This is a genomic window from Bradyrhizobium sp. Ghvi (assembly GCF_900115265.1).
Taxonomy (GTDB): Bacteria; Pseudomonadota; Alphaproteobacteria; order Rhizobiales; family Xanthobacteraceae; genus Bradyrhizobium.
In genome coordinates this window covers 1,108,179-1,132,677 of sequence record NZ_FOVU01000001.1, presented here as the reverse complement: position 1 = coordinate 1,132,677, position 24,499 = coordinate 1,108,179, and the positions used below count along the sequence as shown (strand labels likewise).

Genomic DNA, 24,499 nt, shown 5'->3' with positions numbered 1-24,499 from the left:
GACGCCGCGGATTTCGCGGCCGGTTAAACGGTAAGTTGCCGCGAGGCCGCGAGCCCCGCGAGCGCCTCATCCAGCTTTTCGCGATCGAGCGGCTTGATCAAGAATCCATTCATGCCAGCCTCGAAACAGGCGTAGCGATCCTCCACCAGCGTGTTCGCCGTGAGCGCGAGGATCGGCGTGTGGTGGCCGCCGGTAGCGGCCTCGTGGGCGCGGATGCGTTTGGTCGCTTCGATGCCATCGAGCTGCGGCATCTGGATGTCCATCAGAACCAGATCGTATGGCGTGCCGGCCGATGAGGCCGCGAGCCAGGATTCCAGCGCGGCCTCACCATGAACCGCGATGACGACGCGATGGCCGAGCTTCGTCAGCAGCGACCGCATCAAGAGCGCGTTGATCTCATTGTCCTCGGCGACCAGGATCGAGAGGCCGCTCGTGCGCGGTCTGACCGACGCCGGTTCGGCAGGCTCTGGCGCGAGATCGGGCGAGGCGATTTCCGGCGCCAGCGCAAGGCGCGCGGCGAGCGAGGCTGCGCGGAGCGGCTTCACCAGGAAGCCGGTGAAGGCGGTCGAGAGTTTTTCATGGCGCGAGCTCGGCGTCAGCAGCACGAGCCGTTGCGTCGCATGCGCGCGGGCGGCTTCGCCCAGGCGATCGGTGATATCTGAACCGAACGCGCGATCGAGCAGCACCGCATGCCACGAGCGCTCAGGCAGCAACGCTTCGGCGACGGTCGCATCCGTGACCAGGCAGGTCTGGCCGCCCCAGCGTTCCAGCCGCCGCGCGATCAGAGACGCTTCGATGCCAGCAGCCACCAGCAGGATCGACTTGCCAGCGAGGTCCGGGCTAGGGAATGTCGTCTGTCCGGCGCTGCCTTGCGAGGGCGCGAGCGGAATTGCGACCTCAAAGGTCGAACCCTTGCCGGGCTCACTCTCCAGCGTGATGCGGCCGCCCATACGCTTGACGATGCGTTCGCTGATGGCGAGGCCAAGGCCGGTGCCGCCATAGGTGCGGGCGACGCGGTCGTCGGCCTGCTCGAATTCGCGGAAGATGCGCGACTGTGCTTCGGGCGCGATCCCGATGCCGGTGTCGCGCACCAGAAAGCTGATTTCATTCGGCCAGATGCCGGGCTCGACGAGCAGCGCCACGCCGCCTGATGCGGTGAATTTGATGGCATTGCCGGCGAGGTTGAGCAGCACCTGGCGCAGCCGCGCGGCGTCACCGACGACCTCGAGCGGCAATTGCTCGTCGACGTAAGCGGCGATCTCGAGCTTCTTGGCCTGGGCGCGCGGCGCCAGCAGTTCGGTGACTTCTTCGATCAGGGTCGAGAGCGCGAAGGGACGCTGGTCGAGATCGAGCTTGCCGGCCTCGATCTTGGAATAGTCGAGCAGCTCCTCGATCAGCGCCATCAGTGCTTCGCCTGATGTTTTCACCGCCCTGGCATAAGTCGTCTGCTCCGGCGTCAGCGTGGTGTCGAGCAGGAGCCCGCCCATGCCGATGATGCCGTTGAGAGGGGTGCGGATCTCGTGGGAGGCCATCGCGAGGAACCGCGATTTGGCGCGGTTGGCGGCATCGGCCTGGTCGCGGGCATCCGACAGCGCGCGTTCGGTCTCGGTGCGGTCGGTGACGTCGCGCCCGACGCTCTGCAGTTCGGCGGGCTGGCCGGCATCGAGCCGCACAAAACCTTCGCGCCAGGCGATCCAGCGCGCGCCTGAGGACGTCGAGATTCTCTGGTCGTGAATGCGCGTGCCGTTGCTCTCGCGCGCGCTGTCGCCCTGTTCCAGCACGTCGAAGTCAAAGCGTGTGCCAATCAGCGCGCTTCGCGCCTGTCCGGCCAGGGCGCAATAGGCATCGTTGGCGAAGGTGATGCGGCCCTGATGGTCGCGCAGAACGATGAGATCGCCCTGCTGCTCGAACAGGCTGCGGGCGCGCTCTTCGGCTTCCTTCAGCTCCCAATTGCGGTCGATCAGCGCCTCGTTGTGGGCCGCGAGCTTGCGCATCCGCTTGTTGACGAAGCGCAGCCGCATGCTGAGCGTGGCAAGGCCGAGGCAGGCGAGCGCGAACAGGAAGCTCGCGCCGATCGCGAAGGTGTTGGGATCGTAGCCGGAATTTTCCGAGCGGCTGCCGGTGACGAAGCCATAGGCCCCGCCGAACGTCGCCGAGAAGATCATGAAGGAGCGGATCGCGAAGGCAATTCTGGGGTGCTGTCGCCTGAAGCGGCGCATGCGCACCTTGATCCGGAACGTCCGACCCATTGCCACCGACCCCGACTCTTACCCGAAACCTGCCACCGCCGTGCGCGACGATGTCTTGCCGACCTTGCGAACAGCTTGAGGGGCTGGGCCGGCCTCGAAACAGGGTTGACGCGGCATTAACGTGCTTCAGAGCGAGGCCGCCTTGAGATGGCTATGGCCGCCGCGGGCGCCGACGATCAGGGCCGCGGCTTCCTTCTGCGAAAAATTCTTCGAACGGACATAGATGCGATAGTCGGCCGGGCCTTCGGTGGTGAGATAGACCGTCGGACCGTCGCGGCCGCCCTGGCTGGAAATTGCAACCAGATGCGTGGAGGGATTGTCCTGGCAGGCGCTCGGCTCGTCGCTGGCGCCGTCGTCGACCACGGCAAAGTCGGCAGCGTCCGCATCGTCGGTGATCTGCACCCGCACGGTCGCCCGCGCGGGATCGTCTGTGAAGGCGATCTGGATGGGGGCTGTCCAGAACAACGAGGTGAGCTCGACCGAGGTGTCGCCGATGGCGATACAGGGATGCGACACCGATCCGATCTCGCTCCGCGCGAACACCGCAGCCGCCAACAGGGGAACAACCGAGGTCAGGACCTTGAAACGCAACATGACACGCTACTCGCCGGGCCCGGTACGGGAACTTGTGGGCCTTCCTTATGGTTTGCAGAGCGTAAAGGAAACTCGTTACCGCCGGGTTGACGCGCGGGATGATCACGCCAACTGCCGCACATCCTCCGCGAGTGCGCGGTAGGACAGCGCCTCGGCGAGATGCAGCCGGCCGATCTTCTCGGCGCGGTCGAGGTCGGCGAGCGTGCGTGCCACCCGCAACACCCTGTGATAGCCGCGCGCCGACAGCCGCATGGTCTCGGCGGCATCGCGCAGCAGCTTTTGTCCCTGGGTATCAGGCTTGGCGATGTCTTCGAGCACCGCAGCCGGCGCCTCGGCATTGGTGCGGACTTGCGGCAGGCCTGCATCTCTGTAGCGCGCGAGCTGGATGTCGCGCGCGGCTGCCACGCGCGCGGCGACTTCGGCCGAGCCTTCCGCCGGGGGCGGCAGGATCAGATCGGCTGCGGTGACGGCGGGGACCTCGATACGCAGATCGATGCGATCCATCAGCGGGCCGGAGATGCGTGCCTGGTAGTCACCGGTGCAGCGATCGACGCGGCCGCGCTTGCAGGCATAGCCGGGCTCGAACGCGTTGCCGCAGCGGCAGGGATTCATCGCAGCGATCAGCATGAAGCGCGCAGGGTAAGTGACGCGGTGATTGGCGCGGGAGACCGAGACCTCGCCGTTCTCCAAGGGCTGGCGCAGCGAATCCAGCACGCGCGGATCGAACTCGGGCAGCTCGTCGAGGAACAGCACGCCCTGATGCGCCAGTGAGATCTCGCCGGGCTTGGCGCGCGCGCCGCCGCCGGTGAGCGCAGCCATGCTGGCGGAATGATGTGGCGAGCGGAACGGCCGCCGCGAGGTCAGCGCGCCACCCTCGATCTCGCCGGCGACCGAGGCGATCATCGAGACCTCGAGCAATTCGCCCGGCGACAGCGGCGGCAGGATCGAGGGCAGGCGCGCCGCCAGCATCGATTTGCCGGCACCTGGCGCGCCGATCATCAGCATGTGATTTCGTCAATGGGAAAATGGCCCTCGCTTCGAAGAAGTTTTGGGTCCCATCTCGCGCACCGGACCCTAAAAGGCCGCGATGCCACCCCCACGCTTCAAAGTTTGGGGCTTGAGGCCGCTGGCGTCTTTCAGGCTCGGTGCAGCGTAGGCCCTTTGCTGCCCCAAAGCCACGTGTTCCCCGGCTCGTTGCTGCCCCCGTCTCTCTGAAGAAGTATAAGGCTAACCCGCAGTGGGCAGTGGCCGCCCACAAGGGCGCTGGGGGCAGACATGGCCAAGACAGGTAGAGACCTACAACGGCTCGTACGCGCCATCGAAGGGGCACGTGCTGCTGGACAACCAATCCAAATCGAAAGCCCGAAGCGTGTCCGGGACAAGATCACCGGAAAGCTCCGAGAGCACGATGTGGTTCTAACGATTACTCACGAGCATCACGCCCTAGTGGTCGCCTTGGAGTGTCGCGACCGCTCGCGTCCGATTGGTGTTGAGGCTGTGGAGGCCTTTCGTAGCAAGTGTGCTGACACAGGGGTCCATAAAGGCGTGATGGTTTCAAGCAAGGGGTTCACTCGCACCGCCATACGGAAGGCTGCGGTCTACAACATCCATTGCTTGTCTCTCGATCAAGCAGATGGGTTCAACTGGTGCCCACCCACGTCAGTGACCCTGTTTAGGAAAGTCATCACGAACGCCTTCTTCCATGTTGAGTTTCCAAACGGAGTGAACCTTGAGCACCCGGTGCTGTACGACGAAAACGGCGCGGTGATAGACAAGGACCGTGTGCTCCCTATTGCGCAAGCAACCCTGACAGAAACGCCCAATGCTCCTTTTACGGTCGGGGAGCATAACGTCAGCCTTCGTCAGAGTTGTCCTCTGATTTACATCATGGACGGGGATCAGCGAGTTCAGGCTTCGCTTGGCGTGCTCCTCGTTTCCTACACGGTAACTCGGGAGGAGGTGCCTTTGTCATTCCAAGTCTACTCAAGCGCCGATACTGCCACGCCCATTACGCAGGCGGCAGTGGCGACCGCAGAGCTTGCGCCGGGCCAGCACGTTGATTTGGTGCTCACCACCCAGGCGGACGGAACGATCAGCGTTAGTGCAGTGCCCAACTCCACAAAGCCCGAGTGACCCGATGCGGTGGCTAGTTCGATGGGGGCGGTCCTAGTTGCGTTGGTATTGGTGGCCCTCTACTGGCGGCATCGCTACGCTGGCGGCGTCGCCTCCCGAACGGTTGGATTGAAATCCCACAGGGTCGCAGATGATCCCGCCCGCTGCGTGGTTGACGAATAGGCCGTGGTTACGTGTGTCTCGTTTTGCCAGCGCTCGGCCTGAAGTACGCCCTCACCGAACCTTGAGGTGGCGTTCCGGCTTTGTTCAATGATAGAACATGCCATGGATCAGCCCGTCAGCCCGCAGCCGTTCATTGTCCAGAAGCGCTCCAACCATGGGACCAACAACCCAATCGTTGCGCGGCTCTCCGTCCAAACGTTGGAGGTGCTCAACTGCTCCAACCTTCCCAAGGAAGGTCAAGATCAGGTTTTTCGGCTCTACCACGATTGCCTTCAACGAAGTCTATTGCGGTGCTTCGACGCCTACACGCGCCTCTGCCAAGCTAGGGACATATCGCTTCAAGAAGTCGCTGCTGCGGTGGACCAAGGTGCCCGAAGCTTCCCTTTCGTCATCGGCATGGAGGATGAGGTCAACACATTCTTGTATGAAGCAAAGCTATACCTGCGTGACGCGCTGCGGGTGCTGAACCTGTTCTTTGGGACGAAGTTTGCGGATGCGAGCCGCCTTATTAGCTGGATCGACAAAGGAAAGATCAAAGAAGGCGCTGTGATCACATGGGCCGCCGACATGTTCGGCTCGGACGCCGATTTCACGCAGATGCTTCGTTCTGAGGAGCCGTGGGTTTCTGACATCATCAAGTTCAGAAATGCGGTCGAGCATCCGGATGCGGGCACAGCCATGGTGCTGGAGAACTATCGCGCAACATCGGACGGCCGCCTTGATCCTAGTTGGCGCCGCGAGGGTAAGGACGCTCGGCGAGAGACATCCCTGTTTCGAGACCTTGAAGTCCTGATCGAAAATCTGCTGACCTTTGGTGAGGACTTACTCGTATGTTCGATCCAAATGCGGCCCATCTCTCCACACATTGGGTTTGCGATTATCCCACCTGAGGAACGTAAGCCTGAGTGTCCGCTTCGGCTCCGCACCGTCTTGATTGGCTTGCCACCGCTACCCCAAGCATGATTTGGGTCCCATCTGGCTGGCAGGGTCCCGTTTTTGATCGAACCCGGCGCCCGGCTTCAAAATGCGCGGACTAAAGCGGTTGAATGCTGCCAAAGTCGCAGTTGCAGCGCGCTTGAGGGTGACGACGGTTCTGCAAATCACGTGCTATGGCGGTGTTCTCAACGTGGGGTTTGAGAGGGCGGGCTATGGTCCAAATACGAAAACAACAGGAGCGCGGCTTCATCGCCGCCCTGCTCATCAACTGCATTCCAGATGTCGCAATAGCGTGGGTCGCGAGCAGTTTCTTCAACGGCGATAGGGATGTGGCCGCCAACGCCGTGCTCATCTTTCTTGCACTCCAAGCGGTCTACTTCGCTATTTGGCTCCGGCGTATTGTGTGGGGCTGGGTGCTGTTCTGGGTGTCGAACCGCCGCAAGATGACGACGCATCTGGAAGACTTCCTGCACAAGCAGCGCTTTCCCTGCCCGCCTGAGGTCATCGGGGGTGTTGATGATTACCTTGCCGGCGTGGCTGACAACAGCAACGTGTCTGGACAAGTGAGACTGAAGGCCGCCACCGAGCTTGGGGTGCTCGCGGGCATCCGAGCGGCTGGCAACGGGCTGTATGCCATGCAGTTGTCGATGGCTTACGAGAGCGCCCTCCAGAGCTACGAGCGCCGGTTCGCCCCACGGGAGCCTGCCGACGAACAGTGGCATGAGGAGAGGTAGGGGCTTGGTGGTGCCTGGTGGCTAAGCAGGGGTCCTCTGGGCCAGCGTTGATTTAGCGGAGTGCCGGGGTACCAGCTAGCTATGAACTAATTCCCGGTGCCTGAATACCGCATCCTGCTGGATCAGGGTGTGCACGTGCATAAGCAGTGTCCATCGTGCACACCTTGGTCTACTCCTCGACCTCCCCGGCTTCCTGAACCCACTGGTCCCATGTGTCATCCGAGGGTGTCCAGCCGGCGTTCCGGCGCTCCTGCTCCGCCTCGGCTTCCCTCTGGCTCCTGAGTAGCGTCTGACGGGCCTGGGCGATCCTCTCGACCGTCTCTAACAGCTCTCGGTCCGACATGTTGGCGATGGAGGCCTTTGGGACCGTGGGGACCTCCAGGTCGCCTTCCTTGGTCGTGTATTTGCGGAGCAGCTCTCCGAGAGGCTGGGGCAGGTGCGGATCGTAGAGTGCAAGAGCCAGCGCGGTCACCTCGGGGTCCTCCGACAGCTTGTGGTGCATCCGGTTTCTGATGACCTTGGCCAGCCTTACGGCCACCTCGTGCTTGTCGATTTCTCCCGGTGTCGCACCGTCGTGAGCCATCTTCGCCCTCCGCCACGACACGTCTTTTAGTTCAGCTCCGAGGTTCAGCCGGAACTCCTTCGCGAAGGCGTCTCCCTTCTCGAACTTGGCCTTGACCATTCGCATGTTGGCCACAAGGCGCTCGCTGACCATTGCGAAGCGTGCGATTTCGGCCTTGCTTCCCCAGCCCAACACAACCCTTTGCCATGCCAGTTCGTAGCGGTCGCGGTCGGGTATGGCGAGCTTTATGACTTCGTTGCTCGTCACCGCGTAGTCCAACGCTTCTCGCACGCTGCCTGCGAACCAGTTGGCCTTGATCGGGTCCTTCCACTTCAGCCTTCTGTAGCATTCCAGTCGGTGGTGCCCATCGACGCACGTCCACCGATTGTCCAGCTTGACCACCGTGATCGGGTCAAGCTCGCCTATAGCGCTGATGATCTTGAGGAGGTCGTGGACGTTACGTTCATCCACTTCCTTCATCCCGTGCGAGAAGATACGTGGCTGGAATAGCTCAGGCCTTGTTTCGATGTCGTCCAAAGGTAGCTTGAGGTCCCGCTCATCTCCCTTGGCCGGCTGTTGTAGCTCCTCGGTGGCCTTCTTCACCTCGACGTCAAGTGTTGCAGCGGTGTGCTCACTTCTGAACTTCTTCTTCGCCACTCGGCTCAGTCCTCTTCCGTTAAGTCTTCCATGTCCTGCGCCTCGAAGTCGAAGCGGCTCGTGATGAACTGGGTCTCCTGCGGCTCCTCGGCGTGATGCCAAAGGATGTCCAAGCGACCTTCCTGTGGCCGCATGACCATCTTGCGCACCGCCCCTCGCAGCGCCTTATTGGCCGCCTCGGTGTCCAAGGGTTCCGCGATGAGCGCCTTCTCCACGGCTTCCAGCCGCTTTAGAACGTTGGTGCTCCTGAAGGTCTCCCTGCGCTCCAGCAGCGCCCTCAGTTCCTCACGGTGTCCATCAAGTTCCTGCTCAGCATCCCGTAGTCGCTGCCCAGCGGCCCTGCTCTTGTCCGAAATCCGCAGGTCCAGCAGTTCGTTCACGTATTCCTCACCTGCGTCCACCATCCCTTTCAGTTGTTCTATTCGGGCATCCAAGTCGGCGGTGTTGTTGCCGGTTGGTGCATCTTCGAGCACTCCCAGCAATCGAAGCCTGAAGGTACTGACTGCCTCAGCGTAGGGGACGCTCTCATATCGGCATGTGCCTGCCTTCGCGTGTGCTGCTGCGCAGACCAAGTAGACGTGCTCCCCCTTGTTGACCCTCGTAACTGTGCCACCGCAGTGCTGGCATTTCATGATCCCGGCGAAGATTGACCGCACCGGAGCGTTGGCGTTCTTCCCTCGTGGCTCTGTGGTGCCCAGTCGTGCATTGACGCGCTCGAATAGCTCTCGATCCACGGCGGCCGGGAAGCGGTGTGCAATGGGCTCTTGCGGTGTCCGCTGCTTCGTGCGCTTACCCTCGACCTTCCGCACCGTGTGGGGCACGAAGATGCCTATGGCCGCCTTGTTGGTGAGAAGCTTGCGGATATAACTGCGATGCCAATAGCGGGCCTTCCATCCACCAGCTCCCCAAGTGGGTTCCTTGGTGTCGTTGAGGTGGGCGGCAATGCTATGCACGCCCGTGCCGTCTGCGGCCATCTCGAACATCCACCGCAGCAACTCTGCGCGCTTTTCGATCAGCTCATAGCAGCAGGTCTCGGCGCTCCAGCGTATCCACGCCGGGAGCCTGAGCGTGTATGGCTTGGTGATCTTCTCCGGGCCTGCGAACTTCTGCCGTCTGGCAGCATGCGCCTTGGCCACACGCACGCCCTTGGTTGCGCTCTCCTCGTTAGCCCTGATGAACCTAACTACCATCATCATGAACAGCATCGGATCGCGGTCGAGCGTCTCGGCACTGTATTCCCGTCCACCGTCTGACATGTCCACTACGGTCACGCCCGCCTCAACGATGTCCTCAATCGCCCGGACAGCCTTGCGAGCAACCTGTCGGCTGATGCGGTCAAGGTTCTCGACCAACAGCCACGAGCCACGCGGGATCGTGCCGTCCTTGACGCGCTCAAGGAACACCCCGAGCGCTCCTGTTTCCATGTTGGCGCCGTGGAGCCCTGAGACACCCCTGTCCTGAAAGGTTAACTCATCGTCCAGCACCACCTTGTTCGCAGCGGCCCACGCCTGTGCCGCGTCGGTCTGGCGCTGGAGCGAATGTCCCTTGGCTTGCTCGGGCGTGCTGAACCGAACGTAGCTATAGGCTCTTGGAGGCCGCTGCGTGTCCATGGGCCCGCTCTCAGCCTCTCGAAGCTTGATCAGCAAGCGTGCTTAACACTTCGTCAACGCAACCCCATCGCACGGCAAAGTGGTGGGCCCAGGTCTCAAGGCGTTCCCCACGGGCTTGTCGCCTGTCGGCGGAACTCAGGATGGCCCAGCTATGGCGGATTGCGGTTGTGGCGATGCACCGTGTCAGGGCGGTGGTGAGGCGTGTCATGGTGATGTCTCCGTTAGCCCACTATGGGCATCGAAGCAATCACATGAGAAGATGATGGCCGCCGGCGGCCGCGATCTCCAGCGCCCGCTTGGCGCTCTCCTGGCCCTTGATGTCGCGCAGATCGAGCGGCGAGCTTACGGCTTCATGCACCTTCGGCACGGGCCGCGACAGCACCTGCGTGCCCTTGAAATGATTGGCGATCTGGATCAGCGAATGCGCGGCGACGATCTGGATATCAGGGCTCGCCCAGGCCGCTTCGGAGCCGCAGGCGGCAGGGCAGATCAAGCCTTCCTCGCGCACATTGGCGCCGATCGCGGCGGGAAGCACACCTGCGACGGGTGCGATCGATCCGTCGAGACCGAGCTCGCCGAGCACGGTGAAGCCGGTCAGCGCATCCGGCGGAATTGCGCCGATCGCTGCCATCAGCCCGAGCGCGATCGGAAGATCGTAGTGGCTGCCTTCCTTCGGGACATCGGCGGGTGCCAGATTGACAGTGATCCGCCGCGCCGGCAGCGCCAGCCCCGAGGCGATCAGCGCCGAACGAACCCGCTCGCGCGCCTCCGACACCGCCTTGTCGGGAAGGCCGACAATGGCAAAGGTAGACTGTCAATGACAATTCAATTGAGCTTCCGCCGCAGTCTACGCAAGATTTCCTTCAGGTCCTCCGCGTATTGCGCGATGATCCGGCGCGCCTCCTCTGTTCGCGAAGGCGAGGGCTCGGGCTCAGGCTCTGTGCGGTCCTTGGGCCGTTCCATTTCCTCATCCAGCAGGGGACTGCCGGTCGAGCCTTTGAGCTAAATCAACGGGTCCCCTTCGACGTACCGGGCCCCATTTTAGCCGACCGCCGCCCCCGTGCTTCAAACTGCTCAGGTTGAAGGGACAGCCGCCGCCGAGCTTCCCGCAGTAGTGTCCCTCAGAAAGGCATTGTGGCGGAATGCTTAATGGGTCGATGATAGGGTCGGTTCAGTTCTGCGGGTATCTTCCGGCTTAGGTTGGCAATGGCTTACGACAGTCAAACAACGCTCACCGTTCACGGTTTGGATGGAGACAACAAAGCCGTTCGTGCCGACGTTTTCACGCGGAAGCTCCGGGCCCTCCTCGCGGGTCTCGCTGTGGCTGATAAGGCCGCAAACGGGAAGTCTCTCCATCGGTTCATGATTGAGGACCTTCGGAAGGGCAGCGCTCAGGTTCAGATCGGTGAGCGCAGGCGTTTTACCCGGCCTGCTGTGGCTTCCGGTATCATCACCTACGAGAAAGCCCTCCGTGCGGTCTACAATGGTGATCGGTCTACTGTCACATTGCCTCGCCCGCTACTTCGGAGCATCAAACAGCTTGGTGCGGGCGTCGGCTCGCAGTTTTCCCATGCCGAGGTCCGCTTCCAGGACTGCGACGTAATCCGAGTGGATCAGTTCCTGTTGACGCAAGCGGAGCGCGCGTTGTCTGTCTCCGAAGAAATACGCACTCAAAGCAGTCGTCTCTACAAAGGCTTGGCTGTAGGGAGTTTCGATGGCGTCCTGAGAGTTATGGACGCTCGCGGCGATGCCCTATTGGCCAAGCTCGTCACGACGGCCGGGAGCCTTGAGATTGACTGCGTCATCAACAAGGTTCGCATCCCCGAAGTTCGTAACTATTTCGACGTTCGGGTTCGCGTAGAGGGCACCGCGCATTACAACGGCTTGACGCAGTTGCCGGTGCGGCTCGACATCCATAGCGTCCGTCCTGTCAAGACAGATGCGGACCTGAAGCGCTGGCGTGGGGCCTTCCGTGCTCCCTCCGAGAGGGAGGACTGGTAGTGTCCTTTCAAAATGTCTTCTGGGACAGCTGCGTCTTCTCTGCGTACCTCATGGATGAGCAGGCGGCGTATGACATCCCGAGTATTGAGAGCTTCCTTGAGGACGCTAAGCAGGGGAGCCTCAAGATTTACGCCTCGACGATTTCATCGGCAGAAGTGCTGCCCAGCCAGATGAAGGCTGCGGCGTCGTTCGAGGACTTCATGGCCGATTTTGAGGGAGCCATCGTTCCCATTGAGCCTAACCCCATCGTCATGACCCTGTCTGGCCGCTTCCGAGACCTTCCTTATCGAAAAGGCACTTCCACCAATCGAAGGCTCTCCACGCCCGATGCCATAATGCTCGCTACTGCCGTGCATTTGGTCGAGGGGTACGCCGTGAAGCTGGACTGCATCCACACCTTCGATGGGGGCGGTAAGAAGGACCTTGATGGAAATCGCTCCATTCCTCTTCTCGGTTATGAGACGTGGTGTGAGGGCTTCTCACCTGAGCAATTGGCTCTTGCCAACAAGATCATTCAAATCGAGCGCTGTAAGCCCGTGTACCCTGCTCCCGAGCTGCCCCTCGTGATGCCGGGCGCTCCTCCAGCGGCCGCTGCTCCCGCTGCGGAATGAGCCTCTCAGGGCTGACTGGGGCCCCTACGGCACGCTTGGTCCGTCCTCTTCCAAACCTTCTTGGTTCAAAGGGGCGACCGCCGCCGAGCTGCAACGCTGACGCTTTCGGTTTCCCTTGGTGGCACCAGCCTTGAGAGCAGAAATCACCAGCACCGCAGCGAGCACCTGTCTTGGGTCCGCGGCAGGATAGGGCGCGTGTGCGCCTTGTTGATCGTCCTGTGTCCCGTCGTGACGCTCTGCTGCGCGTGCTGCTTACGGCGGCCCGTGGGGCTCCCTGTGCCACCAAACGGGCCTGTGGCGTCGAGGGATCACAAAGAGGGCGGCCCTTCCCCCCGCTTTGTAATTTTATCTCGCGGGCTTGATCCTTCGGGGTCCCACGCCCCAATTGGTTATAAACTATAGGTCCGGTCTGCTCGCGGATGGCACCAATCGGTTATTGACTTTATCGCCCTCCCCGGAAGCACTGATTTCCACCTAACCCATTGTAATTACTTAGTGATACCCAATCGCAGGACATGTTTTCGGCCTATGCAATTGCATACCTGCAGGTCCTAAATGCACCCCGAGGAGGGGCGCGGGCTCCCTGTGGTCCCCGGAGCCGCTCAGGGGCATGACATCAATCATCACTCACAAGACCGACCCGCTTGTAAGGCTCCCAGAACTCTTCGTCCCCCTCGGCCTCCTTCTCGCTCCTCATGACGTCCTGCAGAGCCTTAACGAGGTTTGGGCATAGGTCCCGGTCGTAGAGCCACAGGGCGCGCGCGGTTACCTCGGGGTCCTCGGAGAGCTTCGTGGTCATTCTTGTGACGAGGCCACGGGCGAGCTTGGCTGCGGCGTCGTTCATGTCCCATTCCTTGGGCGCAAGGTCCAAAAGCACCATCTTGGCCTTGTTCCAAGAATGCCTGCGTAGGTCAGGCCCGAGAGCCCTGAAGAGCTTCTCGCCGGTAGGGTGCTTGTCGACACCTGTCTTATAATTATCGTGCCACTTAACCACCCGCCTCATCTGAGCGACCGTGCCATCGCTCGCGCCGGTCAGGGTCACGACTTGGGCCTTGCTGCTGCTCCAGCCTTTTCCATCCCAGTCCATCAGCGTACGCGTCCATGCGGCCTCGGCCTTGTCAGCCTGCTCCACTCGCAGGTGGGTCTTCTCGTTGCGACGCAGGCTCTCATCCATCGCTTCCCGCACGGTCCCTGCGAACCATTCACACTTGATCGGTGCCTTGTACTTGAGCTTCTGATAGGCGGCGATGCGGTGGTGTCCATCAACCACCACCCATTTGCTCCCGAGCTTCACGACCAACACAGGGTCTAACTCGCCCTTCCGTGTGATGCGGGTCGCAAGCGCGTTGACGTGCTGGGTGTCTACCTTGCGCAGACCATAGCCCGGCCTTCGGGGCTGAAACAGCTCCAAGCGTTCCGCGATGTCCTGTGGCGGAACGTGGGCATACACCGGCTTGCCGTCGCTCCCTTCGGGTCTCACGAGGTCGGCCTCGGCTTCCTTGAGCGCCTTGATCGTATCGAGAGCGCTGATCTTGCTGAGTTGATGCTTCATTCTTCTTTCTACTGCGTCTTGTCGAGGGCGTTTGAGTTCTCGGGAAACAACGCGTGCATTGGCGGTGTCGTCTCCCTGAATTCGGTCCAGTCCATGTGCCGTGTGAAGCACCGGACGTCCTGCACGTCTTCCGAGTGATGCCAGCGTATCCACAGATGGCCCTGCTCGGGATCAAGCACGATGCGGCGTATGGCGTCCCTCAGAACCGCGTTGGTCTCGGCCACATCTGTGTTACTGGTGAGTGCGCGTTCTACCGCCTTGAGACGATCCCTGACGCTTGCAATCGTCATCGTGTCTCGTTGTGTTCTCAGGTCGCGAAGTTCCCTCTGAAGGCTCTTGAGGCGGCGCTCCACCTCTCGCAGTCTTCTTGATGCTGCCGTCGCTTCGGGGCTTCCTCTCTCTTCGGCAATCAGCTCCAGCAGCTCGAACGTGAGGACCTCCATTCCGTCCGCCTCATGCTGCGTCCGCTCAATCTGCTTATCGAGGGCGCTGGCGCTCTTGCCTCGGGGTGCTTCCTTGACCAGATGCTTCCCGTTCTCCCTCAATGCCTTCTCTACGGTCTCGTACCGTACGGCTTTGTAGGCGCAGCCTCTCGCGCGCATGTTCGCTCGCGAGCACACGAGGTAAACGTAGTCCCCCTTGGCAACCCTTGTAACCGCGTGCCCGCACGTCGCGCAGAACACGATCCCCGACACGATGGACTTCGGGAGCTGTCTGGCGTTGCGCCCGCGCGCGGCTGTGGTGCTGAGCTTGCGGTTCACCCTCCAATACGTGTCTGCATCGACAGCAGCCGGAAACAGGTTCTCCACCGGGGCCATGGGCTCGTCACGGCGCGCTCGGGTGACCTCATCGTGTGTTGTGATGTGCGGCGTGAAGGTGCCAATAGGCGCGGTGCTCGTGAGGACCTTTCGGATGTAGCTTGTACGCCAGTGATCAGCAGTTCTCTGCTTTCCGCTCCTCCCCCACGTTGGAACACTACGTACGTTGAGGTCGCGGGCTATGCGCACGAGCCCGTCGCCTGCATCCATCCGCTCAAACATCTCTCGAACGATGGCCGCGCGCTCCTCAATCAGCGTGTATCGGTGCTCCTCCTCAGACCACATGATCCACGCAGGTGTCTGCCGGGTGTACGGCTTGCCTTCAAGTCCGTGCTCTGCAAGCCGCTTCTTCTTCCTCGCCTTAGCGTCACCGATGAGCTGGGCCTTCCGCACGCTCTCCTTGTTCGCCCGGATCAACTCCAACACAACGAGCAAGAGGGCCTCCGGCTCCCTTTCGAGGCGAGCCAACGAGTAGGCCTCAAGGTTCGTTAGGGTGACCACGGTGATGCCGCTGACGATCAGTTGGCTGAACAGAGCCTGTGCGGTGATGATGTCCGCCCTCGACAGGCGGTCCATGTTCTCGATCAGCAGGTAGCTGCCCCGCTGGACATAGCCCTTCTGGACGGCCTCAAGGAACTCCCCGAGTGCTCCTGTGCGCGCGTTCTTCCCTCGGAAGGCGGACACCCCCAAGTCCGTCATGTTCAACTCGGTGTCCAAGGTAAGCCCATGCTCGAGGGCATACTTGGCCGCCTTCTCGCTCTGACGCTGCAGGCTGGCTCCAGCGGCTTGGGAAGGTGTCGAGAACCGTACGTATGAGTAGGCCTTGGTCTGGGCCTCGGTGCGCACAGGGGCGTCCATGCGTCAGGCTCGGACTGCGGCGTCGCAATTCAGGGTCGCCAGCACGTCGGCAATGTCCGCCTGCCTTCTGCGAGCCTGAGGGTCCACGGTCCTCTCAAGGCGCTTCCCTGGGTCTCCCAATGCCCCCGCTGCGCGTGCTATGGCCGAAGCGAGGCGAACAATGCTCCGTAGGGCCAGTAGGGTCGTCGAGTTCCGTAATTCCATTGCAATCTCCGTGTGATGCTGCCGTATAGTATTGGCATTCACACTCTGCAATGGCAAAGGCCGGCAGGCCGGGCGCGACCTGCACCTGCACATCGACAGCGCGGGCCTCGATCCCCTCAAAGGCGACTGTCGAAACCCGCTGAACCATGCTGCCCCCTCACACAATCAACGGTAGCAGAGAGGAAGTGCCCTGACAAGAACAATACAGGAACGAAAACGGAGCCGCCGCGAATCCTAACCAATCGTAAACGGGCTCCGGACATTACGCCTCGAATGCGAGCGGCAACGCTCAGCACATTCCAACGAATGTCCGCTACTCCTAAGCACGCGGGATGGGCCGTGATCTAACGGGTGAAGAATTCAAATGCTTGCAAATCGCCGCAGAAGCGAACGACGGGTGTGCAGCCGGCTGGCCAAGATTCATTTCGGCGCGGGCTCGCTGCCGCGAGACTGCACCATCACGGATATTTCGGACGGGGGCGTCAAGGTCGTGGCGGAATTCCTGGAAGTGCCGCCGCAATTCACCATCATCTTCGCACCCGACTATTCGCGCCAGTGCCGGCTGCGCTGGCGCATCGGCTGCGAATTCGGTGCGGAATTTACGGACTGAGCCGAACCGGCCGGCTTCTTAACGGGACTTTAGGGTTAATCGGCAAAGCATCTCTGATCAGTCCGCCGGCGGTGATCAGAGTATGTCCAAGCGTTCGTCCCTTGCCTCGTCCCCGGCGAGATTCCTGCTTCCCGCGCTCGCAGCGCTTGCCCTCGGTGGCTGCCAGACGACGAGTCTGGAGGATGTGACCGGCGCGCTCGGCGTCAGCAGCAAGCCGGAAACGGCGGCGACAGCGGACGCCAGGCCCGACATGGACGGCTTGCGCGAGCGCTATCGCGCCAAGCCGAGCGATCCCAACATCGCTCTCGACTACGGCAAGGCGCTGCGCGAGACCGGCCAGCGCGCGCAGGCGGTCGCGGTGATGGAGCAGGCCGTGCTCCTTCATCCCAGCAACAAGGCGCTGCTCGCCGGCTACGGCCGCGCGCTCGCCGACAATGGCAATTTCCAGCAGGCTTTCGATGTGCTGAGCCGCGCGCATACGCCCGAAGATCCCGACTGGCACATCCTGTCGGCGCAGGGAGCGGTGCTCGATCAGCTCGGGCGCAATGAGGAAGCGCAGCAATATTATGCGACCGCGCTGAAGATCGTGCCGGACGAGCCGTCGGTGCTGTCGAATCTCGGCCTGTCCTACGCGCTCCAGAACAATCTGCCGCGGGCCGAGGAAACCATGCGCCGCGCCTTTGCGCGCGATTCCGCCAATCCTCGCGTGCGGGCCAATCTCGCTTTGGTGCTGGGACTGGAAGGCAAGCAGGGCGAGGCCGAGACCGTCGTGAGGGCCGATCTGCCGCCGGATCAGGCCGCAGCCAAGGTCACGGCACTGCGCCAGTTGCTGTCGAAGAAGCAGCAGCAGCGAGCGGAAAAGTAATCCGCCGCTGCCATTCCCCCGTTCGCCGGAAGCGCTCCCGCGCTTACGACGCCTTGCGATGCGGCGCCGATCCGCGCCCGGTCCTTGCCTTCAGCCTCTTCAGCAGCGGCCCGAGCAGCGAACGCTTCGGCTTGCGCACCTCGCCGCGCCCGGCGAGGCGGTTGGCCATGTTCTGGAACAGCTCGGTGGTGCGGTGGCTCTTCGAGACCTCCGCGATCATCTGGCCGTTATTGGCTGCAGTCGAAAACAGCTTCGAATCGAACGGAATCACCGCGAGCGGCTGGCTTTCCATCGTCTTGGCGAAGGACTTGACGTCGATCTCGGCCCGCTTGTGCATGCCGACCTGGTTGATGCAGTAGAGCGGCGGCCGATCGTTCGGCCGCGCCGTCTTGAGCACCGAGAGCATGTTCTTGGTGTTGCGCAAATTGGCGAGGTCGGGCTCGGCCACGATGACGATGTCGTCGGCATTGACCAGCGCCCGCTTGGTCCATGCCGACCATTGATGCGGCACGTCGAGCACGATGCAGGGCGTGGTCATGCGCAGCGTGTCGAAGATCGCGTCGAACGCTTCCGCGCCGAAATCATAAACGCGATCAAGCGTGGCAGGCGCAGCAAGCAGGCTGAGATGCTCGCTGCATTTGGCGAGCAGGCGCTCCATCAGGGCCGTGTCAGGCCGGTCCGGCGACAGCACCGCATTGGCGATGCCCTGTGCCGGATCCTGGTTGTAATCGAGGCCCGCGGTACCGAAGGCGAGGTCGAGATCGATCACGACGGAATCGAGCGCGAGGTCGCGCGCGATGGTCCAGGCCACGTTGTGCGCGACGGTCGAGGCGCCGACGCCGCCCTTGGCGCCGACCACCGCGATGATGCGGCCGGTGATGATGGCTTCCGAGGCCGAGAACAGGCTGCAGATCGAGCGCACCACGTCGATGGTCTCGACCGGCCCGACCACGTAATCGTTGACGCCGCGGCGCACCAGCTCGCGATAGGGCGCGGTGTCGTTGGGATTGCCGATCACGACCACGCGCGTGCCGGGATCGCAAACGCCGGCGAGATCGTCGAGGCCTTCGAGGATATCGCGCGTGCCGTCCGACTCGATCACGATGACGTTCGGCGTCGGCATCGTTTCATAGACTTCGATCGCAGCGGCGAGGCCGCCACTCTTCGCGGTGAGATGCGCCTTGGCGAGACGGCGATCCTCGCCGGCCGCAGTCACCGCCTTCAGCGTCTGCTCGGTTTCGCAGAAGGCCTGCACCGAGATGCGGGGAACCGGCGCAATGTGCTCCTCGGGGTGCTGCGGATCGTCCGCCGCTTCGTCGTGGATCTCAGTCATTTGCCTATGTCGCTGAGTTTGGCCTTGTCAGCCTCGGGATAAGCGCTCGTGGTTGCCGTGCCCTTGCGGTAACGATCGAAGGCGATGTCGCGCCGTGCCGTATAGGCCGGCGTCTCCGCGCGCGGCTGTTCGAGATCGGCGGGATTGTCGATCATGGCCGCAAGGTTGCGCTGGCTGGCACAGCCGAGATTGAAGTAGGGCTGGTTTTCGTTGTAGCCGGGGTCGAGAATCGACGGTCCCATGTCCTCGGGCCATAGTCCGCAGGGGCCGGCGACCGCGGTGATCTTGGAATAGCTCAGCCGGATGGTCGGCAGCAGGTCAGGATCCTCGGGGCGATAGGCATGTTGGACGATGGCGCGCGACGGCACGCCGCCGCTGCCGAGCACGGCGCGGATCTCATGATAGGTCGCCGCAGCGGCACGCGAATTCGCGGTATCGACGGGCACGTCGACGACGACGGAGCCGGTGCCTTCGCGCACCCAGTCCCGGGCGATGCCCATCACGTCGGCGTGCTGTGGCGCCGAGAGGCCGCCGCGCGCCTTGCCGACGAAGATCACGATCGAGCGCTTGCCTTCCTGCACCGCGATCGGGTGGCGCAGGCGGTAGTCGGTCGGTACCGTCTGGGTGGTAACGACGTCACCGGTGGTGTTGCAGGCTCCCAGCATGACGGAGAGTCCCGTCAGCGCGAGCGCGATGCGCAGATTGCGGCGTCGATCGGCGGATGTCTTCGTCATCGCCTGGTCCCCTCTTCCCCGTGTCTTGTCCCGGTCCCCAAACCGTTCGTGTCAGTCGATGATGAAGCCGAAATCGCCGCTGACGCCGTCGATCGGATCGATGCGGCGCGCGATGCCGTAGAGGCGGTTCATGCGGCCGAGCAGCGCCGATTGCGCATCCGAGGACGGCGCGAAGCCGTCGTCGGGCCGCGACAATTCCTTCTGGGCGACCGCGCGCACCACGTAGGGCGTCACGATGACCATCAGCTCGGTCTCGTTGTTGACGAAATCCTGGCTGCGGAACAGCGCGCCGAGGATCGGCACCTGGTCGAGCCCGGGCAGACCGTTGATCGCCTGCTTGGTCTGCTGCTGGATCAGGCCAGCCATGGCCATCGAACCACCCGAAGGGATTTCCAGCGTGGTTTCGGCGCGGCGGGTCTGGACCGAGGGGATCGTGATCGAGTTGTTCGTGTTCGCGGAGACCGCCTGCGTCAAGGTGATCGCGTTCGTATTCGAAAGCTCGGAGACTTCGGTCATCACGCGCAGGCTGATGCGGCCTTCGCTGAGCACGACCGGAGTGAAGTTCAGGGAGATGCCGAACTTCTTGTAGGTGACCTGGGTGGTACAAACGTGCGTGACCGGGTCGCAGGCGTAGCCTCCGGGGATCGGGAATTCGCCGCCGGCGACGAACGTCGCGGATTCACCCGAGATCGCGGTCAGGCTCGGCTCGGCCAGCGTCCGCATCACGCCCGCGGTTTCCATCGCGCGCATCGTCGCGTTGACGGTGGCGACGCCCTTGGCGAAACTGGTGACGCCGAGGCCATTGCTGCTGACGAGCGGGCCGCCGGAGACCGAGAACGGATTGGAGTTGTTGAAATTCACCACTGCGGTGCCAGCGTTGAGGCTGGCACTGAGGTCGACGCCGAGCTGCTTGACGATGTCGCGGCGGACTTCACCGACGACAACCTTCAGCATCACCTGATCGCGGCCGCGCACGACGATGTTGTTGACGACCTTGTCCGCGCTGCCGACCAGCTTTGCGGCGACGTCGCCGGCCTGCTGGGCCTCGACCGGGCTCGACACCGAGCCGGTCAGCATGACGCTGTCGCCCACGCCCTCGATCTGCACGCCGGGCATCGACTGGCGCAGCGCCGCGCGCATGCCGTTGAGATCGCGCTTCACCGCGATGTCGTAGGAGGCAACCTGCTGGCCGTCGGCGGTGAAGAACACCACGTTGGTCTGGCCGACCTGGGCGCCGATGATATAGGCGCGCTGCGACGAGCGGATCACGGCGTTGGCGATCTTGGGATCGGCCACCAGCACGTCCTTCACCTCGCGCGGCAGGTCGATGACGACCGACTTGCCGACGCCGAGCGACAGGAAGCGCGTCCTTGCCGGCGCGATGCTCGCAACCGGCGATACACCGAGGTCCGGCGCCTGCATCGGCGCCTGGTCTCCGACCGGCGCATCGGCAGCCCGGACCCAGTCCGGGGCCGCGACCAGCCCCAGCATCAGCATCACCCCCGCCCAGAACGAGCCGGCGCGCTTCCCCCGAATGCGCAGGCCCGTCCGATATTCCCCGTAGTTCATGCTGTCCCCATCACTTCTGTGACGTTAGTTGTCTTGCCTGGACGCCGTAGCGGATCACGTTGACGCCGTTCTGAGGCTGCTTGAGCGCGAGGTCTTCGGCTGAACCCTCACTTGCGTTGGCATCGGCGATGCTGCGCAGCGCGAGCGCGAGTGTGCCGCTCTGCCGCGCCTGCGAGAGCGTCGCGACCTGGTCGGGCCGGAGCTCGAGCGTGACGGTCTTGCCGACCACGGCGTTCTGGCCGTCCTTTTCCTTCGGCGCCTGATCGATCGCGAGCACCCGGATGTTGGTCAGGACGATTTCCGAGACGACCAGGTCGTTGCCCGCGGTCGGGCCGTTGGTATCGGGAGTCTTCAGGCGCCGCGTCAGCACGATGTCGACGCGGTCATTCGGCAGGATGAAGCCGCCGGCTCCGGTCTCGGCTGAAATTTCGGTGGACACGGCCCGCATGCCTGACGGCAGGATCGCGGCCATGAAGCCGGAGCCGTCGGCCTTCACCAGCTTCTGCTCGCGGATCGGCTCGCCCTGCATCAAAGGCACGCGTGCGATCGAGCCGGCGATCTGGGTCTGCGCGTCGGGCCTGGAGTCGCGGCGGATGAAGGCGCTGCTGGCGGTCGCTTGCGGCCAGGTCTGCCATTGCAGATCCTCCGCCTTTACGGCCTGGCCGAGCTGGATGTCGGATTTGGCGACGAGCACCTCGACCGTCGGCAGCTTCTCGGCCACCGGGACAACGGGCGCGGGCTTGTTGTCGTAGCTGCTCGCCAGATACGCAGCGACGCCGCCGGCGCCCAGTGCGATGACGAGAACGACAATGCGTGCGGTGTTCATACGCTTTACTCATACGCGGGGCACTCGGACCGCACGTGGCGGGTTCCCCCGCATCGATGAGTAGGGAGCAAAGGTATAAGGGGTGTTGCGAGCCCGAATGCGATGAGCGGCGACGGCCCGCGTTTTAGGCGGATGGTGAACGTCGCGTTATTCGGTCGGCCAGCGGCCCCGTAGTTTCACGCAGGTGCGCTGCTGCGTTCGAACGAGGCGCCGGGGCGTCATGGTGAACGGGTGGTTAGGAAGGGGCGGCGAGACGTCGCGATGTCACGGCGTCGCGCCGCGACGATGCCGGTGGTCCGTCGCCCTTCGAGGGCCGCTGAAGAACCGGCCCCCTCCAGCGACAACGGCCTCGCCCTTGCGCGGGGGTGACGGGTCACAACAACTTTTACTTCGCCCGCTTCTGCTCGATCACGTCCCAGATTTTGGCCGCAACGTCAGGGCCGCCGAGCCGCGCGATGGCGCGGATGCCGGTGGGCGAGGTCACGTTGATCTCGGTGAGGTTGCCGTTGATGACGTCGATGCCGACGAACAAGAGGCCGCGCTCGCGCAGCGCAGGGCCGACAGTGGCGCAGATCTCGCGCTCGCGTGGCGTCAGCTCGGTCTCCTGCGCGGCACCGCCGCGCACCATGTTGGAGCGGAGGTCGTCGGTCGCGGGCACGCGGTTCACAGCGCCGGCGAACTCCCCGTTCACGAGGATGATGCGCTTGTCACCATGCTTCACCTCGGGGATGAACTGCTGGATCACCCAGGCTTCCTTGAAGGTGACCGAGAACATGTCGAACAGCGAGCCGAAATTCATGTCCTGAGGCATCACGCGGAACACCGCGGCGCCGCCATGGCCGTGCAGCGGCTTCATCACCACGGCGCCGTACTTGTCGCGGAACGCGTTGATCTCGTCGAGGTCGCGCGAGATCAGCGTCGGCGGCATCAGCTGCGGAAAGTTCATCACGAACAGCTTTTCCGGCGCATTGCGCACCGAAGCCGGATCGTTGACGACGAGCGTTTTCGGATGGATGCGCTCGAGCAGGTGCGTCGAGGTGATGTAAGCGAGGTCGAACGGCGGATCCTGGCGCAGCAGCACCACGTCAAAGTCGTTCAGCGCCTCGCGCTTGGGTTCGCCCAAGGTGAAATGATCGCCGGCCTCGTCGCGCACGGTCAGCGGCTGCACGGGTGCAACGATCTCCTCGCCGACCATCGAAAGCTTATCGGGTGTGTAATAAGACAGGCCATGGCCGCGCTTCTGCGCCTCCAGCAGCAGGGCGAAGGTGGAATCGCCCTTGATATTGATGCGGGCGATGGGGTCCATCTGGACGGCAACGTTCAGTTTCATGGTCTGCCTTTCAGGTCGAGGCGTCGAATGCCGCCAACACATGGCGTGGAAGCGAGCGCGGCGCAATCAGCATGGCGTCGAATCGCAATTCGAATTCCGCATGCTCGGGATGCGCAACAAGCCAGCCCTGCGCGGCATTGATGATGCGTTGCTGCTGGCGCGGGGTCACCGCATAGGCGGCCTCGTCGAGGCTGGCGCGCGCCTTGACCTCGACGAAGGCGATCAGGTTGCGGCGCCGCGCCACGAGGTCGATCTCGCCATGTGGGGTGCGGTAGCGTTTTGCGAGGATGCGGTAGCCCTTGGCCATGAGGTAGGCGGCGGCGCGGCTCTCGGCGGAAATGCCGGTCCGGAACGCGGCAACGCGCTCGGGCGAGGCGATTTTCGGTTCCGCCGGGACCTCAGTCTTCGCCATCGCCGCCCCGCAGGTCTTTTGCGAGCTCGAGTGCGCGGGCATAGACCTCACGGCGCGGCCGGCCCGAGAGCGCGACCGCATGCGCCACGGCATCCTTGACGCTATGCGCCGACAGCTGCTCGCGCAGCAGATTGTCCAGCGCACCTGAAGTCAGCACCTCGGCGCCGGCGGCGGGCGGGCCGATCACCAGCACGAACTCGCCGCGTGTTTCGAGGCCAGCAGCATCGCGCGCCAATTCGTTCACGGTTGCGCGCGAAATCTCCTCGTGGAGTTTCGTCAGCTCGCGGCAGATCGCGGCCTCGCGCGCGCCCATGATCTCGGCGAGCTCGGCCAGCGTTTCCTGCACGCGGTTGCCGGATTCGAACATCACCAGCGTGGCATCGATGCGCGCGAGTTCCGCAAGGCGCGATCTCCGCGCCGCCGACTTCGCCGGCAAAAAGCCCTCGAAGAAGAAACGATCCGTCGGGAGCGCCGCCACCGACAGCGCGGCCAGCACCGAGGACGGACCGGGCAGCGCATAGACGGCGTGGCCGGCAGCGCAGACCTCGCGCACCAGCTTGAAGCCGGGATCGGAGATCAGCGGCGTCCCGGCATCCGAGACCAGCGCGACCGAACCGCCTGCCGCAAGCGCTTCCAGGATTCGTGGCCGCGCGGCTTCTGCATTGTGCTCGTGGTATTGCTTCAGCTGCGCCGCGATGGCGTAGCGCTCGGTCAGGCGGCGCGTGATGCGCGTGTCCTCGCAGGCGATGACGTCGACGCCGGCGAGGGTCTGCAGCGCTCGCAGCGTGATGTCGCCGAGATTGCCAATGGGGGTTGCGATCAGGTGGAGGCCCGGCGCGGCCTTCGGCACCGTGATGCGATGGGCGTCGATCGAGAAGCCGCGCGCGGCGGCGTCTTGAGCTTCAGGCGTATTTATCGGGGCCGGCTTTGCGCGCATAATGGGGTCAACTTAGGCACGATCTGGAAGGCTGGGAACCGGTCCTTCGAAAAAGATCGTGCTGAGGCAAGGGGCGAGGAAGGACGGAATGTGATCCATCCGGGATCGCATTCGAGAGGGAATGAAGCGCTCACGCCATATTGGCGGCGGAAAGGCCGCCTTGATGCTGCGTAAGGGACGGCGAATGGCTGGCCAGGACGTG

The 24,499-nt window shown here is 63.1% G+C and carries 20 protein-coding genes and 3 pseudogenes; 7 read left to right on the top strand and 16 right to left on the bottom strand.

Annotation, left to right across the window (positions count from 1 at the left end):
* Positions 1-23: 23 nt before the first annotated feature.
* The 3 genes and pseudogenes from BM374_RS05300 to BM374_RS05290 form a co-directional block, all read right to left on the bottom strand.
* Positions 24-2,249 (bottom strand): PAS domain-containing hybrid sensor histidine kinase/response regulator, encoded by a 2,226-nt coding sequence (locus BM374_RS05300; RefSeq protein WP_177248100.1) that lies wholly within the window; start codon positions 2,247-2,249, stop codon positions 24-26.
* A gap of 126 nt (positions 2,250-2,375) precedes the next feature.
* On the bottom strand, positions 2,376-2,843 hold the full coding sequence (locus BM374_RS05295; protein ID WP_092289611.1) for a hypothetical protein: 468 nt from the start codon (positions 2,841-2,843) through the stop codon (positions 2,376-2,378).
* A 102-nt stretch (positions 2,844-2,945) separates the two neighbouring features.
* A pseudogene (locus BM374_RS05290) lies at positions 2,946-3,854 on the bottom strand (YifB family Mg chelatase-like AAA ATPase); the annotation flags it as partial.
* A 264-nt stretch (positions 3,855-4,118) separates the two neighbouring features.
* Here BM374_RS05290 and BM374_RS05285 point away from each other — a divergent pair.
* The 3 genes from BM374_RS05285 (at position 4,119) to BM374_RS05275 (ending at position 6,808) form a co-directional block, all read left to right on the top strand.
* Positions 4,119-4,976 carry a restriction endonuclease gene (locus BM374_RS05285; RefSeq protein WP_092289609.1) on the top strand — a complete coding sequence of 286 codons (858 nt, stop codon included), beginning with the start codon at positions 4,119-4,121 and terminating at the stop codon, positions 4,974-4,976.
* Positions 4,977-5,240: 264 nt separating this feature from the next.
* Positions 5,241-6,101 (top strand): hypothetical protein, encoded by an 861-nt coding sequence (locus tag BM374_RS05280; RefSeq protein ID WP_143270149.1) that lies wholly within the window; start codon positions 5,241-5,243, stop codon positions 6,099-6,101.
* Positions 6,102-6,286: 185 nt separating this feature from the next.
* On the top strand, positions 6,287-6,808 hold the full coding sequence (locus BM374_RS05275) for a hypothetical protein (protein WP_143270148.1): 522 nt from the start codon (positions 6,287-6,289) through the stop codon (positions 6,806-6,808).
* A 169-nt stretch (positions 6,809-6,977) separates the two neighbouring features.
* On the opposite strand, the gene BM374_RS05270 is transcribed toward BM374_RS05275, so the two are convergent.
* From BM374_RS05270 to BM374_RS05260, 3 genes and pseudogenes are all read right to left on the bottom strand, one after another.
* Positions 6,978-8,027, bottom strand: a complete 1,050-nt coding sequence (locus BM374_RS05270; protein WP_092289603.1) for a ParB/RepB/Spo0J family partition protein — start codon at positions 8,025-8,027, stop codon at positions 6,978-6,980.
* A gap of 5 nt (positions 8,028-8,032) precedes the next feature.
* Positions 8,033-9,637, bottom strand: coding sequence for a recombinase family protein (locus tag BM374_RS05265; protein WP_143270147.1), 1,605 nt, complete (start codon positions 9,635-9,637; stop codon positions 8,033-8,035).
* Between the two features lie 250 nt (positions 9,638-9,887).
* Positions 9,888-10,442, bottom strand: a pseudogene (locus BM374_RS05260) (magnesium chelatase domain-containing protein); the annotation flags it as partial.
* 401 nt (positions 10,443-10,843) lie between these two features.
* Between BM374_RS05260 and BM374_RS05255 the strand changes: the two are divergent.
* Both BM374_RS05255 and BM374_RS05250 read left to right on the top strand, forming a co-directional pair.
* Positions 10,844-11,638, top strand: a complete 795-nt coding sequence (locus tag BM374_RS05255) for a hypothetical protein (RefSeq protein ID WP_092289598.1) — start codon at positions 10,844-10,846, stop codon at positions 11,636-11,638.
* Positions 11,638-12,249, top strand: coding sequence for a type II toxin-antitoxin system VapC family toxin (locus BM374_RS05250; RefSeq protein WP_092289596.1), 612 nt, complete (start codon positions 11,638-11,640; stop codon positions 12,247-12,249). Before BM374_RS05255 ends, BM374_RS05250 begins: the two co-directional genes overlap by 1 nt.
* A 616-nt stretch (positions 12,250-12,865) precedes the next feature.
* Here BM374_RS05250 and BM374_RS05245 read toward each other — a convergent pair.
* The 3 genes and pseudogenes from BM374_RS05245 to BM374_RS40265 form a co-directional block, all read right to left on the bottom strand.
* Positions 12,866-13,801, bottom strand: coding sequence for a ParB/RepB/Spo0J family partition protein (locus BM374_RS05245; RefSeq protein WP_092289594.1), 936 nt, complete (start codon positions 13,799-13,801; stop codon positions 12,866-12,868).
* Positions 13,802-13,809: 8 nt separating this feature from the next.
* Positions 13,810-15,477: a recombinase family protein gene (locus BM374_RS05240; RefSeq protein ID WP_092289592.1), complete on the bottom strand. Its 1,668-nt coding sequence runs from the start codon at positions 15,475-15,477 to the stop codon at positions 13,810-13,812.
* A 253-nt stretch (positions 15,478-15,730) separates the two neighbouring features.
* Positions 15,731-15,829, bottom strand: a pseudogene (locus BM374_RS40265) (ATP-binding protein); the annotation flags it as partial.
* Between the two features lie 216 nt (positions 15,830-16,045).
* On the opposite strand from BM374_RS40265, the gene BM374_RS05230 reads away from it, so the two are divergent.
* Entirely contained in the window at positions 16,046-16,291 is a 246-nt protein-coding gene (locus tag BM374_RS05230) for a PilZ domain-containing protein (protein WP_011083489.1), read from the top strand.
* An 82-nt stretch (positions 16,292-16,373) separates the two neighbouring features.
* Complete coding sequence (locus tag BM374_RS05225; RefSeq protein WP_092289588.1) at positions 16,374-17,156, top strand: tetratricopeptide repeat protein; 783 nt, start codon at positions 16,374-16,376, stop codon at positions 17,154-17,156.
* Between the two features lie 43 nt (positions 17,157-17,199).
* Here the strand turns inward: BM374_RS05225 and BM374_RS05220 are convergent, their stop codons facing one another.
* The 7 genes from BM374_RS05220 to rsmI form a co-directional block, all read right to left on the bottom strand.
* On the bottom strand, positions 17,200-18,489 hold the full coding sequence (locus BM374_RS05220) for a CpaE/TadZ family protein (RefSeq protein WP_092289586.1): 1,290 nt from the start codon (positions 18,487-18,489) through the stop codon (positions 17,200-17,202).
* The gene (locus BM374_RS05215; protein ID WP_092289584.1) at positions 18,486-19,223 is read right to left on the bottom strand and encodes a CpaD family pilus assembly protein; all 738 of its coding nucleotides are present in this window, start codon (positions 19,221-19,223) and stop codon (positions 18,486-18,488) included. Before BM374_RS05215 ends, BM374_RS05220 begins: the two co-directional genes overlap by 4 nt.
* A 51-nt stretch (positions 19,224-19,274) precedes the next feature.
* The gene (locus BM374_RS05210; protein ID WP_092289582.1) at positions 19,275-20,792 is read right to left on the bottom strand and encodes a type II and III secretion system protein family protein; all 1,518 of its coding nucleotides are present in this window, start codon (positions 20,790-20,792) and stop codon (positions 19,275-19,277) included.
* A gap of 10 nt (positions 20,793-20,802) precedes the next feature.
* Positions 20,803-21,618, bottom strand: a complete 816-nt coding sequence (gene cpaB, locus BM374_RS05205; protein ID WP_092289580.1) for a Flp pilus assembly protein CpaB — start codon at positions 21,616-21,618, stop codon at positions 20,803-20,805.
* Positions 21,619-22,003: 385 nt separating this feature from the next.
* Complete coding sequence (gene gshB, locus BM374_RS05200) at positions 22,004-22,948, bottom strand: glutathione synthase (protein WP_092289578.1); 945 nt, start codon at positions 22,946-22,948, stop codon at positions 22,004-22,006.
* A 10-nt stretch (positions 22,949-22,958) separates the two neighbouring features.
* Positions 22,959-23,360: a YraN family protein gene (locus BM374_RS05195; protein WP_092289576.1), complete on the bottom strand. Its 402-nt coding sequence runs from the start codon at positions 23,358-23,360 to the stop codon at positions 22,959-22,961.
* Complete coding sequence (rsmI, locus tag BM374_RS05190) at positions 23,347-24,297, bottom strand: 16S rRNA (cytidine(1402)-2'-O)-methyltransferase (RefSeq protein ID WP_092289574.1); 951 nt, start codon at positions 24,295-24,297, stop codon at positions 23,347-23,349. Before rsmI ends, BM374_RS05195 begins: the two co-directional genes overlap by 14 nt.
* Positions 24,298-24,499 lie beyond the last annotated feature (202 nt).

Coding starts and splice junctions, on each gene's coding strand:
- BM374_RS05300 (WP_177248100.1), bottom strand. CDS start 2,249: ATGGGTCGGACGTTCCGGATCAAGGTGCGCATGCGCCGCTTCAGGCGA.
- BM374_RS05295 (WP_092289611.1), bottom strand. CDS start 2,843: ATGTTGCGTTTCAAGGTCCTGACCTCGGTTGTTCCCCTGTTGGCGGCT.
- BM374_RS05285 (WP_092289609.1), top strand. CDS start 4,119: ATGGCCAAGACAGGTAGAGACCTACAACGGCTCGTACGCGCCATCGAA.
- BM374_RS05280 (WP_143270149.1), top strand. CDS start 5,241: ATGGATCAGCCCGTCAGCCCGCAGCCGTTCATTGTCCAGAAGCGCTCC.
- BM374_RS05275 (WP_143270148.1), top strand. CDS start 6,287: ATGGTCCAAATACGAAAACAACAGGAGCGCGGCTTCATCGCCGCCCTG.
- BM374_RS05265 (WP_143270147.1), bottom strand. CDS start 9,637: ATGGACACGCAGCGGCCTCCAAGAGCCTATAGCTACGTTCGGTTCAGC.
- BM374_RS05255 (WP_092289598.1), top strand. CDS start 10,844: ATGGCTTACGACAGTCAAACAACGCTCACCGTTCACGGTTTGGATGGA.
- BM374_RS05245 (WP_092289594.1), bottom strand. CDS start 13,801: ATGAAGCATCAACTCAGCAAGATCAGCGCTCTCGATACGATCAAGGCG.
- BM374_RS05240 (WP_092289592.1), bottom strand. CDS start 15,477: ATGGACGCCCCTGTGCGCACCGAGGCCCAGACCAAGGCCTACTCATAC.
- BM374_RS05230 (WP_011083489.1), top strand. CDS start 16,046: ATGCTTGCAAATCGCCGCAGAAGCGAACGACGGGTGTGCAGCCGGCTG.
- BM374_RS05225 (WP_092289588.1), top strand. CDS start 16,374: ATGTCCAAGCGTTCGTCCCTTGCCTCGTCCCCGGCGAGATTCCTGCTT.
- BM374_RS05220 (WP_092289586.1), bottom strand. CDS start 18,489: ATGACTGAGATCCACGACGAAGCGGCGGACGATCCGCAGCACCCCGAG.
- BM374_RS05215 (WP_092289584.1), bottom strand. CDS start 19,223: ATGACGAAGACATCCGCCGATCGACGCCGCAATCTGCGCATCGCGCTC.
- BM374_RS05210 (WP_092289582.1), bottom strand. CDS start 20,792: ATGAACTACGGGGAATATCGGACGGGCCTGCGCATTCGGGGGAAGCGC.
- cpaB (WP_092289580.1), bottom strand. CDS start 21,618: ATGAACACCGCACGCATTGTCGTTCTCGTCATCGCACTGGGCGCCGGC.
- gshB (WP_092289578.1), bottom strand. CDS start 22,948: ATGAAACTGAACGTTGCCGTCCAGATGGACCCCATCGCCCGCATCAAT.
- BM374_RS05195 (WP_092289576.1), bottom strand. CDS start 23,360: ATGGCGAAGACTGAGGTCCCGGCGGAACCGAAAATCGCCTCGCCCGAG.
- rsmI (WP_092289574.1), bottom strand. CDS start 24,297: ATGCGCGCAAAGCCGGCCCCGATAAATACGCCTGAAGCTCAAGACGCC.